The sequence below is a fragment of the Marinoscillum sp. 108 genome, from assembly GCF_902506655.1.
GTDB lineage: Bacteria > Bacteroidota > Bacteroidia > Cytophagales > Cyclobacteriaceae > Marinoscillum > Marinoscillum luteum.
This window is the reverse complement of record NZ_LR734808.1, coordinates 819,215-834,496: the sequence shown is the minus strand read 5'-3', so window position 1 is coordinate 834,496 and position 15,282 is coordinate 819,215. Positions and strand designations below refer to the sequence as shown.

The following is a 15,282-nucleotide window of genomic DNA, read 5'->3' as shown; positions in this document are numbered from 1 at the left end:
TATGAATCAGAAAAAGCACATACTCGCATCCATTTTACTGTCAATCTCCCTGCAGACGATTGCCGGAGGGGGATGGGTTTATCAGAAAAATAAAGGCTTCCTGAAGCTGGGTCAGAATATGATTCGCTCCCAGTACTTTTTCAATTCGGGGGGAAACATTACCGATATTCCCACAGTGAGTCTTTATACCACCAGTTTCTATGGCGAGTATGGACTTTCGGATCGATTCAATGCTATCTTGTATGTTCCATTTTTCGTGAGATCTACACTGAATCGTGTGGAGTTTAACCAAAGTGGGAACACCATACCAGGTGATGAGATCAACTCCTTTGGAGATACCAATATCGGGCTGAAATATGGCATGTTTCAGGATCAGCCGGTTCACCTGGCTGCCAGTCTGATTTTGGGATTACCATTTGGATCATCGGAGGTCTCCAGTGATCGCATTCTCCAAACCGGTGATGGTGAGTTCAATCAGCTACTGAAATTGGAAGCCAGTCACTCTATCAGTGGTACCCCCGCCTACATCACGGGTATTTTGGGTTTCAATAACAGAACCCAGGGCTTTTCTGACGAGTTTCACTATGGTGGAGAGATCGGGGTGTCTTTGAATCAGTTTACCACACTGTTGAAGGTTTACAGTGTCAACTCGCTGTACAATGGTGATGCAGACACGTCTAATGCCAATGGCGTCTTTGCCAACAACACCGAGTACATGTCTTTTACGCCAGAACTGATTTACTCCGTGGATAATGGTCTTGGCTTTGCGGCCTCTGCCGGTTTTGCCTCATCAGGCAAACGTATCCTTGCTGCTCCCAACTTTGGGATTGGTGTATTCCTCTTGCTTTAGAACTGGACGCTCACACCAAAATACGGCGAGACATATTTGGTAGGCTTGTAACCACCATCCGCTGTAGGAGTGAAGGCCCAGTAGTAGTCAAACCCGGCAGCCAGAAATTTATTAAGATGGTAAATCACCCTCAGTTTCGCCAGGGAGCGCTCATCAAACTTAAAGGTGTCCCCAAGGTCTGTGAGGTTTCCTTTGATGTAGCTACCGTGAAATGAAAACTTATCCGCCAGTCTGTCCAGGTCTGCATTGACCCTTACGGTTGCTGGTGTAGCTTCGGTGACGTCATCTGGAATCATCAGACTACCGCCCAGCTGCACTTTCTTCAAAATGTGGCCAGTGAGACTTCCGTAGAAGCCACTCATTTTCTCTGCGCCACCCAGTGCATAGATTCTAGCGTCTTTGTTAATTTCATATGTGGCATCGAAAAACTGCGGTAAGTAATGGTCTGAGTAGTTCAGGCGCTCTATGCGAACGTCAGTACTGAGGATATCCGCTATGAAATGGAACCGAAAGTTGATACCCACACTGGCGCCACTTCCATTTTCAAAGCCATCAGACATGATAGAGGGTTCATTGGTGGTCGCGTAGTTGGACTCCAAAGAGTCTGTAAGTACCTCAGATGTCACATTTAGTTTAGAGTAGGTAGCGAAGAGGTCGATTTGAATAAACGGCACCCGCAACAAAGTGACCCCCATATCTAACCCAAAAGCACCAATACCATTCCTGGTAAACAGATATGAGGTAGATGTGCTGTCGCTGGTTACGATCTTCGATTGGTCTTTATCCCGGACGATAGTCGCTCCAAACTCAAAGGTTCTGACAATAGGAATAGGTGTCCAGGCCATCGGTCTCACGTAGGGCCGGATGGCAAAAAGATTAAAAGACCCTGGACTGAAATCGCTATAGACTCCATCGATGCCCGCAAGTCCTTTCACATTCAGGTCATAATGAAGACCCACTTTTCGCTTTTCAAAACTGGTAGAGTTGGTGTAGTTATTGATCAGACCACCAAAACCAACCATGGTATTATTGAGCTGGCCTACCTTTACATACACAGGATCAGCCTTTTGCACCCCATATCGGATGTAAGTGATGAGCCTTGCTGCTCCTACACCATCTTTAAAAATCTCCGTACGGATAGATTGGTCATCCAGGCCATACAGCACCGGCACATTCAGACCAACACCCACTTTCCCGATCGAAAACTCCGGGTTCAGTACCAAGCCCACAAAGTACTGATCGTCTATCTGGGTGACCGTGAGTCCACCATCAAATGAACCTCCACCACTTTCTGTTCCCATCCCTGAGCGAAAGTCCTGCACGGGTGGTGCACCTGATCGATCCTTGCGCTCTTTCTTTTCTTTGGGCGCTTTCTCGATCTCCTGATACTCTTCTTCATTCAGCTCTTCCAGTGGTTCTTTCTCGATAGGCTTATCCAGACTATCCACCGGATATTGGACCTCTTCCTGAGGTGCTTCTTCCAGCGAATCAAGGCGAAGTTCTTCTTCCTGCTGAAGGCTGTCAACCGGTGATTCGTCTATCAACGGATCTGCCGGAGGTGTATAGATTGCTTCCTCTTCTGGCTGTACAGGCTCATAATCAGGTACCGTCTTTACTTCAGGGGCATCGTTCTTCTTCTTTTTCTTTTTCTTCTTTTTGGTATCCTCCCACAAATAGGAGTAGTCAGCATAAGGGTCTTCCTCTGTATCCTGTGCCCAAACGGGCACCGACAAACTCAACAAAAAAACTGAGAAGAAAAGGTAAATTAGGGCTCTGTTCATCGCTGGTAAAAATTCAATTAGAAGTAAAAATAATGCAATTACCCGAAACTCAAGATACTTTGATCAGGTAGTAGTTCTTTTTGCCTTTCTGCGCCAGGAGGTATTTGCCTTGCAGCAAATCATAATTGACTGCTGCCTCGGAGGACTCTACTTTCACTTTATTAATGCTGACACCACCACCTTTGATCATTTTGCGAGCTTCCCCTTTGGAAGGAAACACTACGCCCTGCGTCAATTCACTAAGTAAATCGGTGACGTTGGCCACCGCTTCGTACTCCGCTTTGGAGATTTCTACCTGCGGCACCCCCTCAAAAACCTGCAGCAGGGTCTTTTCATTGATAGCCGTGAGGTCTTCTGTGGTAGATTTCCCAAACAGGATATCTGAGGCCTTGATGGCCATTTCCAAATCCGCCTGAGAATGTGCGCTAACCGTGATTTCCTCAGCTAGTTTCTTTTGCAAGGCTCGCTGATGCGGTGCTTCCCGATGTGTGGCTATCAGTGATTCGATTTCCTCTTTGGAGAGGAACGTGAAGATTTTGATGTACTTCTCTGCATCTGCATCGGAGGTATTGAGCCAGTACTGGTAAAACTGGTAAGGTGAGGTGCGCTCGGCATCCAGCCAGATATTACCGCCTTCAGTTTTCCCAAACTTGGTGCCGTCTGCTTTGGTGATCAGCGGACAGGTGAGGGCATAGGCCTTACCACCGCCAATGCGACGGATCAACTCTGTACCCGTGGTGATGTTACCCCACTGGTCGCTACCGCCCATCTGCAGCGTACACTGAGCTTCTTTGTAAAGGTGCAAAAAGTCATACCCCTGCACCAGCTGGTAGGTGAACTCTGTGAAACTCATGCCATCAGATGATTCTGAGGACAATCGCTTCTTCACTGAGTCTTTGGCCATCATGTAGTTGACAGTGATGTGCTTGCCCACGTCGCGAATGAAGCCGAGGAAGGAGAAGTCCTTCATCCAGTCGTAGTTGTTGACCAGCACAGCAGCATTGGGCGCATCTGAGTCAAAATCCAGAAACCTCGATAGCTGTGACTTGATGGCATCCTGATTATGACGGAGGGTTTTCTCATCCAAAAGATTTCGTTCGGCAGATTTCCCGGAAGGATCTCCGATCATGCCTGTAGCTCCCCCAATAAGGGCATAGGGCTTATGTCCACATTGCTGAAAATGCTTCAGCATCATCACACCCACCAGGTGACCAATGTGCAGAGAGTCGGCAGTAGGATCAATGCCGAGATAAGCAGATCGCATGCTTTCCATCAGGTGTTCGTCCGTCTCTGGCATGATGTCCTGAATCATGCCCCTCCATTTTAGTTCTGCTACGAAATCTTTCATTTGTGATTTTTGATTTGCGCAAAAATAGGAGCCTTTTTTATTTTGGGGGTTTTATTGGGAGCAAATTACGAAGGGTGTTAGAAGAAACACGGCAGAGCAGGTGGCGGTGTACCCTTGATTGAAAGATGATTGGACGTTTTGAGTCTATTCAACTGTTTTCTAGACCCTCAAATGTGTTCCCCGCTCTGAATTCTCGCCAAACCGGACATAAAACGCTGTCCGATTGTTCGGTTATGAACGTCCAGTGAAGTAATGCAAGTCCTTATCCACTTGTTTTACAATGAGTTATGGTTATTGGCACAATGATTGGCTTTTTGGAGGCAAGGTCAAAACTCATCATATACTCACCCAATACCTGATTCGTCATGCTTAAGAACTTCCTAAAAGTCGCCCTCCGTAACCTCCTGAAAAACAAGGTCTACGTGGCCATCAACATCGTGGGGCTGGGCCTCGCACTTGCCTGCTGTATAGTGGCTTATCTGAACTCTAAGCAGAACTGGGACTTTGACAAGAGTCACACGCAGATTGATCACATCTATAAGATCCATAACCTCCGGGAAACTCAGGGGGATCTGATAGAATATGGCCGCATTCCCATGCCCATGGCCGATGCCATCAGGAATGACCTGGCGGGTGCAGATCGGGTCTTTCGCTTCGAAAGTCACGTGTTCACGGTCAGGGATGTGAACATGGATAAGGTATTTAATACGAGCGTCTGCTATGCCGATCCGGGATTGATCGAGTCCTTCACTTTTCCGGTAGTCACCGGTGATCCACTGGCATATCACAAGCTGGACCAGGCTGTGGTGACAGAGGAGTATGCCCGTAAGTTCTATGAGAATGAAGACCCCATTGGAAAAGTGCTCACGGTCTTTGACGATACCGGCATGAGTTTCAACTTCACCATAGCAGGAGTGGTGGAAGCTCCACCACAAAACTCCTCCGTGCATTTTGAAATCCTCACTTCATTTGAAAATCGGTTTCGGATGTATGATGACAATGTGAAAGGAAACTGGGGTGCTTTTGCGCAAAACACCTTCGTGTATTTCAATGACCCCAACCAGGCAAAAACCTTCGAGCCATTACTGGATCAATACCTGGCGGTTCAGCAGGAGGCCCGACCGGATTTCACCATTGCCCGGTTTGTCCTTAGCCCCATGAACAACCACGCCCAGATATCAAGGCAGCTCCGATGGGACAATCTGCGCAATGCCATGCCGCCTGCGGCCATTCTTACTCCACAGGTGATGGCGCTGTTGATTTTGCTGGTGGCTTGTTTCAATTTCACCAACACTGCCATTGCCAACTCCAACCGCCGACTGAAAGAAATAGGGGTGCGAAAAGTGCTCGGAGGCACACGAAGACAGCTGATCAAGCAGTTTATGACGGAAAACCTCACTGTATGCCTGTTGGCCTTGTTGATGTCTTTGGGGATTGCGTCCTATTTGGTGCCTGCCTATGGTGCCATGTGGCAGGGACTCGACCTACAGCTGGATCTCACCCAGGATTTTAAATTCTATTTGTTTCTGGTAGGCCTGCTGGTGTTCACCACCTTACTTGCCGGGTTTTATCCATCGCTGTACATCAGTCGCTACAAGCCTGTGAGCATCCTCCGCGGGAGCCTCAGCATTGGTGGAGCAGGCAAGCTAACGAAAGTGTTGCTGGCCACTCAGTACGCCTTCACTGTGATCGCCATTTTCGCCAGTGTGGCTTTCATTCAAAATGCCCGCTATCAGGAAACCCTCGACATGGGCTTTAACCGTGACCAGATCATAGGAGTGAGCCTGCTAAACGAAACCCAGCAGCAGAAAATTTATGCTTCTATGCTGGCTAACCCTGACATAGAGCAAATAGCCAGTGCAAAGAACCACATAGGCAGGGGAAACTATGGTGCGCTCCTGAAAAATCAGGATTTGGAAGTTCAGACCAACATGCTGGACGTAGGGATCAACTATATCGAAGCGATGGGCTTGAAAATCGTGAATGGCAGGTCCTTTTCCAAAGAGCTGGAGGCTTCTGACAGTCAAAACTCCCTGGTCGTAAATGAGCGGGCTGTGGAAGAGTTTGGCTGGACCAACCCGATTGGGCAGCGGGTCTATCTCAATGATTCCACTACACTCACAGTGGTAGGGGTGGTGAAGAATTTCTACATGTATGGTTTTTGGGCGCCAATAGAGCCTACAGCCATGCGCCTGAAAAGCCTCAAGTTTCAGGACGATGGCACCTACAGCTTCATGGTGGCTAAGGTCAACATCAACCATGTGAAAGAGGTCTATGACTACCTGGAAACCGAATGGAACAGTAAAATCCCCACCAAGACTTTTGCAGGGTTTTATCAGGATGACCTGCTCAGGGAAGCCAAGGAGGTGAATAACAACATCCTCATGATCTTTGGCTTTCTGGGCACCGTAGCTTTTGTGCTTTCCTGTCTTGGCCTTTATACCCTGGTGTCTATCAACCTGATCAAGAGAACCAAAGAAATCGGTGTGCGCAAAGTACTGGGGGGTAGTGTAGGGCACATCGTCTACCTGATCAGCAGAAGTTACTTCTTACTCCTTTTCATCTCCTCAGTAATAGGGATAACCGCCGGATTTTATCTGGTGGATGGACTCATTGGCTCCATATTTAACAACTATAAACCAATGGATTTCTTCACTTTCGGGATTCCATCCACCACCATCATAGTGGTTTCACTTATGATTGCGGGATTCAGAACCCTCAAATCTGCGATGGTGAATCCAGTGAATTCCATTAGGTATGAGTAAGAGCGATGGCCCTAAGAAACTAAACTCAAAACCTGTGTTTTGCTTTAAGAGTAAAACACAGGTTTTTTTCATTAATCCTTTGAAATTGACCACCACCTAGACTTCCCCTTCGGGAAAACTTCCACATACAGCTAATTAACAATCTCAGAACTGTGTGCATTAATTGAATGGGTGTTTGGCGGGTTTTTACAAAAGTCGGATAAAATACAACTGAAATTAATTAAACTTTGCTTTCGACTTGAAGTGTGAACAGTTGAATCGTCATTCGCTCTAAGAGAGAATAGTACTAAACCGCCTTTATGAAACCCTCTACTCAATATACCAAAAGCGGCCGTATCAATATTGCCTATCAGGTATTTGGCTCAGGCACTATTGACTTGGTCTATATCCCAGGTTGGGTATCCAACATTGATTGGATGTGGGCTTGTCCGGAATTGGTCCATTTCCTGTATGAACTGGGTAAAATATGTCGGGTTATTTTATTTGATAAAAGGGGGACTGGTCTGTCAGACCGAGTAGTGGAACTCTCCACACTAGAAGAGCGAATGGATGATTTGAGAGCCGTGATGGATGCCGTGGGAGCCGAAAAAGCCATACTCTTCGGGCATTCTGAGGGTGGTTCCGTTTCCGCTTTGTTTGCAGCTACGTATCCCAATCGCACTATTTCACTCATAACATTTGGAGTTTTTGCCAAGAGGAGATATGCACCTGATTATCCCTGGGCACCTACAGATGAGCAACGACAGCAGGTGTATGACATGATCGAAAACAGCTGGGGCGGTGGCGAAATGAATCTCGAAACACTCGCTCCATCAAAAGCTAAAGATCCCATTTTTATGGATTGGCTGGCCAACTACTTAAGATCAGGGGCAAGTCCTAGTGCTGCACTTGTCCTCACTAAAACCAACACTGAGGTGGATATCGTTGATATTTTAGGATCCATTAAGGTGCCTACCCTTATGATGCAAAGAACCAACGATGTTGATGTGAAAATTGAAGAGGGAAGGTTTATAGCCCAGCGCATTGCCGGCGCAAGGTTTGTGGAGTTTGATGGTGATGATCACTTATTTTGGGCAGGGAATACCGAAGAGGTTCTCAATGAAATGAAAGCATTTATCCTCAATGTAAAACCTCGGCCAAATTACGAGAGGCAGCTTTTTACCATTATGGCCGGGCGAATTCTTTCATCAAACAAGGGAGATAATGAGCTTCTGCAGCTCATTAACCGATTGGTGGTACAGTATAGGGGGAAGGTCATTCGGTTTAATCAGGACACCTTTATTGCTTCGTTTCAAGGCCCAAGCAAAGCTGTACATTGTGGCATAGCCCTAATAGATACCTTTGAGTCCCTTGATTTAAAGGTTTGCGTCGGTGTTCATATCAAAGAAATGCCAGTGGATCAGGCCCATTTCATTAGCAATGAAACCGGGAGCTTTGTGACGTCCATGCTTAAACAGGCCGGGCCTAGTCAAATACTGATCACCCAGACAGTGAAACATCTCTTGTCTGGAGCAGGCTTGAATTTCGCTCAACACAATACTGTTTTTGAAACAACAACCGCCAACCACCTTTTACTTTATAGCGTCACTGATCAACTTAATTACCAAAACGAGTATACTAGCCAACCGACTCTTGCCAGGCAAAATGATTCATTTCTCGAAAATATCCTTCAGTGTATCGAAAGTCACATGAGCAATGAGAAGTTCGGAGTAGATATGCTATGCAAGGAGGTGGGGATTAGTGAAAGACAGCTGCAGAGAAAGCTTAAGTCCATCACCAACAAATCACCCAATCAGATGATCTCTTCTGTGCGGTTACATAAGGCCAAAGAATTGATCTTGAGTAATCATGAAGGAATCGCCGAAGTAGCATTCCAAACAGGCTTTGCAAGCCCTTCTTATTTTTCTAAGTGCTTCAAAAGGGAATTTGGGCATAGCCCATCAGATTTGTTGAGCTAAGGCTTAATTCTCCCTATCATGTCGGATTTCCTACAGTTGCACGTTAGCTATCGCATGGCTGATCAATCAACAGACACACTGGCTAAGAAGGATGTTGTGGTGTGGGGAGTTTGTAATCATATGATCCGGCGCCTCCTTTCAAACCTATTCGAGATGGTTGGTGACAAAATGTCGTAAAGTTTACAGTGGGAAATAATCGCACCTAAGAGTGTCGGAAATTTCCAATCAAATGCCGGAATACTGATAGTTAGAAAGCATTAAAGAAATGATTTTTGTCTCGTGAAATTAGAAGAACATCCAATGAACGATCGAGTCCTTAGATTGCTATATGTACTAACGTTTCTTCTGGCCACATCCTGCCAGTGGGAACAAATGAACCCAAAAATAGATTGCTCAACCTCCCCAGTGGTTATTGCGACATTGGAAGTTCAGGCATCTCAGTGCGACTCACCTGTAGGCAGCTTTGCGGTGGCTGCCTCTGGTGGGGAGCCTCCTTATACTTTTACATCTGCTGGCAAGACCAATGTGGATGGAATATTCGCCAATATGGAAGCTGGATCATATATCGTAGTGGCAACAGATGCAAATGACTGCACCGACGAGCTTTCAGTTTCCATTGAAAACACTGGTGGCGTAAATCTTACCGAAGTAATTACCAATAATGCTGGTTGTGGGACTACAGATGGCAGCATACGAGTGAATGCTACTGGAGGAATGGAACCCTATTCTTATCAGATCAATAACGGAGAAGTGCAAATTGGGAACACTTTTGAGGGGCTGGGGCTTGGGACTTATTCGGTTGCGGTGATTGATCAGAACGGATGTGAAAGTGCGCAAAGTGTGGAGATCAATTCTGGGGTGAGTTATGAAGCTTCCATAAAAAGCATCATTGAAAACAATTGCGCCATTTCTGGATGCCACAATGGTAGCGTTTCACCAAACTTGACTTCATTCAGCACCATACAATCAAGAGCCAGTTCCATCAAAACAAAAACCGGTAACAAATCAATGCCTAAAGGCTCTAGTCTCTCTCAGCAACAGATTGACCTGATAAGTTGCTGGGTAAATGATGGTGCTCTGAACAATTAATCAATTGCCTAACTATTTATTCTTAATTAAACTACCATGTTGAAGATCGGAATACTATCACTGGTAATGGCATTATGTGCCATTGCTCAAATATCCGCCCAAGGGCCAATTTTAGACCGTAAAGGCACAGCCTCATTTTTCTCGGAAGCGCCTTTAGAAAACATTGAGGCCATTAATAAGGAGGTGCTAGGCGCTATTGATCTTAACAAAGGCACATTGGCAGTCTCAATGTTGATCAAAGGTTTTCATTTTGATAAAAGCCTGATGGAGGAACATTTCAATGAAAACTATCTCGAGTCTGAGAAATTCCCGAAGGCTACCTTTAAGGGGCAAATCAAAAACTTCGCTGATCTGGACTTCTCGAATAGCGGAAGTTTCGAGGCAGAGGTATCCGGCGAAATTGAAATCCATGGCGTGAAGAAGCCCCTCACAACAGTGGTGAAATTTGCCAGGACAGCAGCTACCCTGACCGCAGCCACTAATTTCGAACTCTCTGTGGCAGAGTTTGATATTGAAATCCCCTCACTCGTGTTTCAAAATATCGCCGAGGTGGTGGAAGTAAAAGCATTGTTCAACTTCTCACTTTGAAATCATGCTAAAACATTGTTTATCTACATCAATCGCTCTGATATTTTCACTCACCTTAGCTGCTCAGGATGACCTGTTGTCAATGCTGGAGGATGAACGAGGGGATCAAAAGACATTGACTGAGGCCACCTTTAAGGGAACGAGACTTATTAATGGACATTCTATAGAAACCCGAAAAAAGGGGGTCATGGATTTTATCATTGCTCACCGCTTCGGTACCATCGATGGTGGTGGCTATGAACTTTTTGGGTTAGACAATGCCACCATCCGAATCGGGCTGGAGTATGCACTAAACGATCGACTCTACCTTGGGTTAGGTAGAAGTTCGTTCGAAAAGACCTATGACAGCTTTATTAAGTATCGAATAGTGCGTCAATCTACCGGAGAAGGTAGTATTCCCTTTTCCGCGACATGGTTGAGCTCTATTGCACTCAAGACACTAAAGGATCCAGAATATGACCTTAGTTTGGCAAATAGACTTGCCAATACACATTCTCTGCTCCTTGCCAGAAAGCTCAACAGCAGTATTTCTCTTCAATTGGTACCCACATGGGTCCATAGGAATTTGATCAGGGTAGAGGACATAAACAATGATATTTTTGCTCTCGGAATGGGGGGTAGGGTTAAGTTTTCACAGCGACTGGCCCTTTGTGTAGAATATTATCACCAGTTCCAGCAACTCAATGAAAACACAAGGAATTCATTGGCCATAGGGATAGATTTGGAGACGGGTGGCCATGTGTTTCAACTTCAGTTTACCAATGCCACGTCAATGGTTCCAAAAGGGTTCATTTCTGAAACTACCAATAACTTCTTTGATGGCGAAATCCATTTTGGTTTTAACATATCAAGAACGTTTCAGGTCAATTAGCATTGATAGCTTTCGGTAGGGTCAAAAATTATTTCACGGAAGCTCTGATTGTTTATTTCTATTTATCGTTTAAGGTTTAAAATAACCTAGAATGGACGATAAAATACTATACACCGCTTATCACATTGCGGACAGGATAGATGTAGCGAACTACCGGCTACTTCATCCGGAGCACCTGATCACCAAAAGCTCCCTTGAGCTGTATTACCAATTAGACATCACACGATACGTCTATATCGTAAGCTATGGCGCTGTGGTGTTTGCAGGAATGACGAAGCCCGATATCGAAGAGTACCTCAAGCTCTTGAAGGCTTCATCCATTCGTCCTAAAAGCAGCGCGACATCTGATGATCTGGAGATTTTACTGGGTGAGAGAGAGGATGAAATCACCCTGAGTTTTGACACCCTTGCACTCGGCACTTTTAATCATTCTGTGAACAAGATGATCATGATGCACCTGGCGCAATCCGTGGCTCTTGATCATTTTAATGGCCTCAGTCAGTCTATTCTTAGTGAAATCAAGGCCTATACGCACGACATGCAGGTATATGGCAAAGTGAAACTGAGTCAGAAAAAAGCCATGAGCTTTATTGGCAAAACATTGAATACCAAAAACACCATTGCCGAAAACCTTTACATTCTGGATAGTCCGGATGTAGCCTGGGAAAATGAATACCTCGACAGACTTCATGACACACTGGTGCGTCATTTCGAACTGGTGCCACGCTACAGGGAGATCGACAATACCCTGAAGATTGTAGAGGATAATCTCACGGTGTATATGTCCTATAACCACCACCGGGAGAGCAGTCGCCTGGAATGGATCATTATCATCCTCATCATCATTGAGGTGCTTGATACCTTCGCTAGTAAACTCTTTTAGAGGGACCTAGTCTGCGTCTTTCCTGATTCGTGCACTGTCCCATTGATGGTCATTGTCCACGATACCTCTTTTCAAGTCTTCCTCGAGCAGCTTCTCCTGCTGCTCCATTTCCTCTCTTACCTTGAAAACATACTGGTCGCTGTTCATCGGTTCAGTGGCCAGTCTTCTGAGGCTTTCCTCGTCGTATTTGATAAAGTTCTGAGCCTGCCGGTGTACGGTGTATCTTCTAAAACCCATATGATGGAGGACATCACTAGCTAATCGCACGGATGTTTCTAGGGATTCCCGATAGACGTTGGAAATACCCATGTTCAAGAGCTCAGAGGCATCCATCCGGCTTTTAGCACGCATCATCAGTTTTACGTGAGGGTATTTTTCCCGTATAAGACCAGCTAAGCTAATGTTGGCATCAGGGTTGTCAATGGCGCAAATCAACAGTTCGGCTTCCGCTATCCCAGCTGATTCCAGAAGTTCAATTCTGGTGGCATCCCCATAGTACACTTCAAAACCCATCTTTCTCAGAATATCCACCCGGTTGGAATCATGATCGAGTATAGTGGCCTCTATACCATAAGATCTCAGAAAGCGACCGATAGTACTGCCGAAGTGTCCAAACCCGATCAGAATGATTTTATGTGTCTTGGCAATGTGATCCATTTTCCTGGGCTCGGACTGTCTGGTACCTACTTTAGGCAGGATGAACCGCTCGTTGACAATGCCCAGAATAGGGGCCAACGTCATAGAAAGGGCCGTCACCACCAGCATCATGTCCAGATCCACACGATCCAGGATGTTGAGCTGGAAAGCGAAGGACAGTAAAACAAACGCAAATTCTCCAATTTGAGCGAGTCCAATGCTCAGGAGCAGTTTTTGATCCATTTTCATTTTGAAAAAGGTACCTACCAAAAACAGGACAATGGCCTTCAGTACAATGACACCAAACACCAATCCACTAATCATCAGTGGGTTATCACCAATGACGATAAAATTGATTGAAGCACCTACGGCCATAAAAAACAAACCCAACAGCAGCCCTTTGAAAGGCTCCAGGTCACTCTCAAGTTCATGTTTGAACTCACTGGTGGCCAATACCACTCCACCCAAAAAAGCCCCAAGTGCCGGACTTAACCCCACGAGCTCCATGGTGAATGCAAGCCCTAAAACAATCAGCAGGGCTGAGGCGGTCAGTAGCTCCCGCAAGCGGGTAGTGGCCACAAGTCTGAGTACAGGCACGATCAGGTATCGGCCAGCAACAACCACCAGCACCACGGAAAGGAATACCCCCAGGGTTTGAATTCCCAATGGCAAATTCTCGAGGATATAGGTATGCGATTCACCCTCATGACCTCCCGCTACTTCTGTGGGTGCAGAGTTGGTCAGCAGTGGAATGATCGCCAGCATGGGGATGACGATGATGTCCTGAAATAGAAGCACAGAAAAGGCGGAAGAGCCAAAAGACGTGTCCATCAATCCCTTTTCCTTGATGGTTTGGAGGACGATCGCCGTAGAAGACAAAACCACAGCCATCGAAATCACGAGGGATACCTGCCAGCTAAAACCCATGGTTAAAAAGGCCAGGTAAAACAGCAGCAGGGTGATGGCCATCTGAGAGCCACCCATTCCCACAATAGTCTTTCTCATTTTCCAGAAGCTCTTCGGCTCAATTTCCAGGCCGATGAGGAAAAGCATAATAACCACCCCGAATTCAGCAAAGTGAAGGATGTCTTCCCCTTCTTCACCCACAAAACCGAGTACGTACGGACCGATCAGTATCCCCGCAAGGAGGTACCCGAGCACAGAACTTAAGCCAAACCGTTTGGCAATGGGAACACAAATAATGGCACCTGCCAGAAAGATAATTGCCTGAAATAAAATACTTCCACTCATATCACATTAGGTTTTTGAGTTCCTCCACATCATTGAAATAGTCACATTTACCCACCTCCCTGGGAGTCACCCCTTGCAGGAGTAAGGTTATCAGCGCATCGTACTGGGCGGCGTACTTCGCCAGGTCATTGTCCGACAGCCGATGCGTACCCAGGACCGCAAAGGGAGGGAGATAATCCATCCCACATAGCCTGGCGGTCTGCTCAAAAGGCCTTAAAAATTCATTGACCGTAAAGTGATTGCGTCCTTCCGCACAATAGACTTCTCTGGATCCACCCAGAGTAAGGACGTTGAGTGCTTGCTTACCTTTAAGGGCATTCCCCTCAGGTCCATAAGCCCACTTAAACTCCAGAACCACATCGATCCACTGCTTCATGAGTGGGGGACAGCTGTACCAATAGAAGGGGTGATGCCAAATGATGATGTCATGCTTGGCCAATAGCTCCTTTTCGAATACTACATCAATGTTAAAATCGGGATAACGCTCATACAGGTCGTGGAACGTGACACTGGATCGCTTCCTTATTTTCTCTACCAGCAATTTATTGACTCGGGATCTTTCAAATTTGGGGTGAGCAAACAAGACGAGTATTTTAGACATAATCTGGACGATTGATTCACTTGAAAACTGATCAGTTACAATTATAGCCTTTCAAACTCAATTTTGAGCGTCAGACTCAGGATGCCTTGATACTTCCTTTTGAATCATGAGAGTTGGTCATTTCACTAGAGCATGCATACAATATCTGATAAAATGAGACTTTTCACAGGGGACAAGGGGGAGAACTCCCTAACTTGCAGCCTTGTTTCGCTATGACATCCTTTCAATATGTTTGATGGTTCAGATTTCCCAAAACCCTTAGATGAGGCCCTTTTTGACCAGTGGTTGGAGAATGGTCGCCAGAGTAAAATTAGCTATGGCTTCCTCCTGATCGTTTGGGACGCCTTTGAGGCGGCATACCAGCCAGTCTATGCGGAGCGACGCGAGCAGATGCAGGAGTATCAGCGGTATCAGGAATCCACAGGGCGCGAGTCCCTGGTCGCGGCTTATAATCTGTACTCCGAGTCCAGAATTGGGTAGGAGAGATCCTGAGTTTGCCAGGATCAAGCTTTGAGTTAGTTATTCCGGTTTGTGAGGCTCGAGCAATGCCTTAATCTCACCGTTCACTTCAGATCAATAAAGATTCCATTCCGGTATTCGTCCTGCGCTGCGCTCCGTCTAAAACCGGATTGACGAAAAGGTTGAGTTTGAACGGTTATTT

At 46.1% G+C, this 15,282-nt stretch carries 13 protein-coding genes; 9 read left to right on the top strand and 4 right to left on the bottom strand.

Going from position 1 to position 15,282, the window contains the following annotated elements:
• Nucleotide 1 precedes the first annotated feature (1 nt).
• A complete protein-coding gene (locus tag GV030_RS03430) occupies nt 2-850 on the top strand; it encodes a hypothetical protein (protein ID WP_159579825.1) in 849 nt (282 codons plus the stop codon).
• Here the strand turns inward: GV030_RS03430 and GV030_RS03425 are convergent.
• Nucleotides 847-2,631, bottom strand: a complete 1,785-nt coding sequence (locus GV030_RS03425; protein WP_159579823.1) for a hypothetical protein — start codon at nt 2,629-2,631, stop codon at nt 847-849. The two genes, GV030_RS03430 and GV030_RS03425, sit on opposite strands and share 4 nt — an antisense overlap.
• Nucleotides 2,632-2,680: 49 nt before the next feature.
• A complete protein-coding gene (gene tyrS, locus GV030_RS03420; protein WP_159579821.1) occupies nt 2,681-3,979 on the bottom strand; it encodes a tyrosine--tRNA ligase in 1,299 nt (432 codons plus the stop codon).
• A gap of 365 nt (nt 3,980-4,344) precedes the next feature.
• Between tyrS and GV030_RS03415 the strand changes: the two genes are divergently transcribed.
• The 7 genes from GV030_RS03415 to GV030_RS03385 all read left to right on the top strand — a co-directional run bounded on the left by GV030_RS03415 (nt 4,345) and on the right by GV030_RS03385 (nt 12,133).
• Nucleotides 4,345-6,744: an ABC transporter permease gene (locus GV030_RS03415; RefSeq protein WP_159579819.1), complete on the top strand. Its 2,400-nt coding sequence runs from the start codon at nt 4,345-4,347 to the stop codon at nt 6,742-6,744.
• Nucleotides 6,745-7,043: 299 nt separating this feature from the next.
• Nucleotides 7,044-8,702, top strand: a complete 1,659-nt coding sequence (locus GV030_RS03410; protein WP_159579817.1) for an alpha/beta fold hydrolase — start codon at nt 7,044-7,046, stop codon at nt 8,700-8,702.
• Between the two features lie 18 nt (nt 8,703-8,720).
• Nucleotides 8,721-8,879, top strand: a complete 159-nt coding sequence (locus GV030_RS03405; RefSeq protein WP_159579815.1) for a hypothetical protein — start codon at nt 8,721-8,723, stop codon at nt 8,877-8,879.
• Nucleotides 8,880-9,002: 123 nt separating this feature from the next.
• Nucleotides 9,003-9,791 carry a SprB repeat-containing protein gene (locus GV030_RS03400; RefSeq protein ID WP_159579813.1) on the top strand — a complete coding sequence of 263 codons (789 nt, stop codon included), beginning with the start codon at nt 9,003-9,005 and terminating at the stop codon, nt 9,789-9,791.
• A 36-nt stretch (nt 9,792-9,827) separates the two neighbouring features.
• A complete protein-coding gene (locus tag GV030_RS03395; protein ID WP_159579811.1) occupies nt 9,828-10,379 on the top strand; it encodes a YceI family protein in 552 nt (183 codons plus the stop codon).
• A gap of 4 nt (nt 10,380-10,383) precedes the next feature.
• Entirely contained in the window at nt 10,384-11,250 is an 867-nt protein-coding gene (locus tag GV030_RS03390; protein ID WP_159579809.1) for a DUF5777 family beta-barrel protein, read from the top strand.
• A gap of 91 nt (nt 11,251-11,341) precedes the next feature.
• Complete coding sequence (locus GV030_RS03385) at nt 11,342-12,133, top strand: RMD1 family protein (protein ID WP_159579807.1); 792 nt, start codon at nt 11,342-11,344, stop codon at nt 12,131-12,133.
• 6 nt (nt 12,134-12,139) lie between these two features.
• Here GV030_RS03385 and GV030_RS03380 read toward each other — a convergent pair whose 3' ends face one another.
• Together GV030_RS03380 and GV030_RS03375 are read right to left on the bottom strand one after the other, a co-directional pair.
• Nucleotides 12,140-14,020: a monovalent cation:proton antiporter-2 (CPA2) family protein gene (locus GV030_RS03380; RefSeq protein WP_159579805.1), complete on the bottom strand. Its 1,881-nt coding sequence runs from the start codon at nt 14,018-14,020 to the stop codon at nt 12,140-12,142.
• A 1-nt stretch (nt 14,021) separates the two neighbouring features.
• On the bottom strand, nt 14,022-14,621 hold the full coding sequence (locus GV030_RS03375; protein ID WP_159579803.1) for an NAD(P)H-dependent oxidoreductase: 600 nt from the start codon (nt 14,619-14,621) through the stop codon (nt 14,022-14,024).
• 228 nt (nt 14,622-14,849) lie between these two features.
• Between GV030_RS03375 and GV030_RS03370 the strand changes: the two genes are divergently transcribed.
• Nucleotides 14,850-15,101: a hypothetical protein gene (locus tag GV030_RS03370; protein WP_159579801.1), complete on the top strand. Its 252-nt coding sequence runs from the start codon at nt 14,850-14,852 to the stop codon at nt 15,099-15,101.
• Nucleotides 15,102-15,282 lie beyond the last annotated feature (181 nt).

Excerpts from the sequence above, each read along its gene's own strand:
- GV030_RS03430 (WP_159579825.1), top strand. The coding sequence starts at position 2 with ATGAATCAGAAAAAGCACATACTCGCATCCATTTTACTGTCAATCTCC.
- GV030_RS03410 (WP_159579817.1), top strand. The coding sequence starts at position 7,044 with ATGAAACCCTCTACTCAATATACCAAAAGCGGCCGTATCAATATTGCC.
- GV030_RS03390 (WP_159579809.1), top strand. The coding sequence starts at position 10,384 with ATGCTAAAACATTGTTTATCTACATCAATCGCTCTGATATTTTCACTC.
- GV030_RS03400 (WP_159579813.1), top strand. The coding sequence starts at position 9,003 with ATGAACGATCGAGTCCTTAGATTGCTATATGTACTAACGTTTCTTCTG.
- GV030_RS03370 (WP_159579801.1), top strand. The coding sequence starts at position 14,850 with ATGTTTGATGGTTCAGATTTCCCAAAACCCTTAGATGAGGCCCTTTTT.
- GV030_RS03375 (WP_159579803.1), bottom strand. The coding sequence starts at position 14,621 with ATGTCTAAAATACTCGTCTTGTTTGCTCACCCCAAATTTGAAAGATCC.
- GV030_RS03425 (WP_159579823.1), bottom strand. The coding sequence starts at position 2,631 with ATGAACAGAGCCCTAATTTACCTTTTCTTCTCAGTTTTTTTGTTGAGT.
- GV030_RS03385 (WP_159579807.1), top strand. The coding sequence starts at position 11,342 with ATGGACGATAAAATACTATACACCGCTTATCACATTGCGGACAGGATA.
- tyrS (WP_159579821.1), bottom strand. The coding sequence starts at position 3,979 with ATGAAAGATTTCGTAGCAGAACTAAAATGGAGGGGCATGATTCAGGAC.
- GV030_RS03395 (WP_159579811.1), top strand. The coding sequence starts at position 9,828 with ATGTTGAAGATCGGAATACTATCACTGGTAATGGCATTATGTGCCATT.
- GV030_RS03380 (WP_159579805.1), bottom strand. The coding sequence starts at position 14,020 with ATGAGTGGAAGTATTTTATTTCAGGCAATTATCTTTCTGGCAGGTGCC.
- GV030_RS03415 (WP_159579819.1), top strand. The coding sequence starts at position 4,345 with ATGCTTAAGAACTTCCTAAAAGTCGCCCTCCGTAACCTCCTGAAAAAC.
- GV030_RS03405 (WP_159579815.1), top strand. The coding sequence starts at position 8,721 with ATGTCGGATTTCCTACAGTTGCACGTTAGCTATCGCATGGCTGATCAA.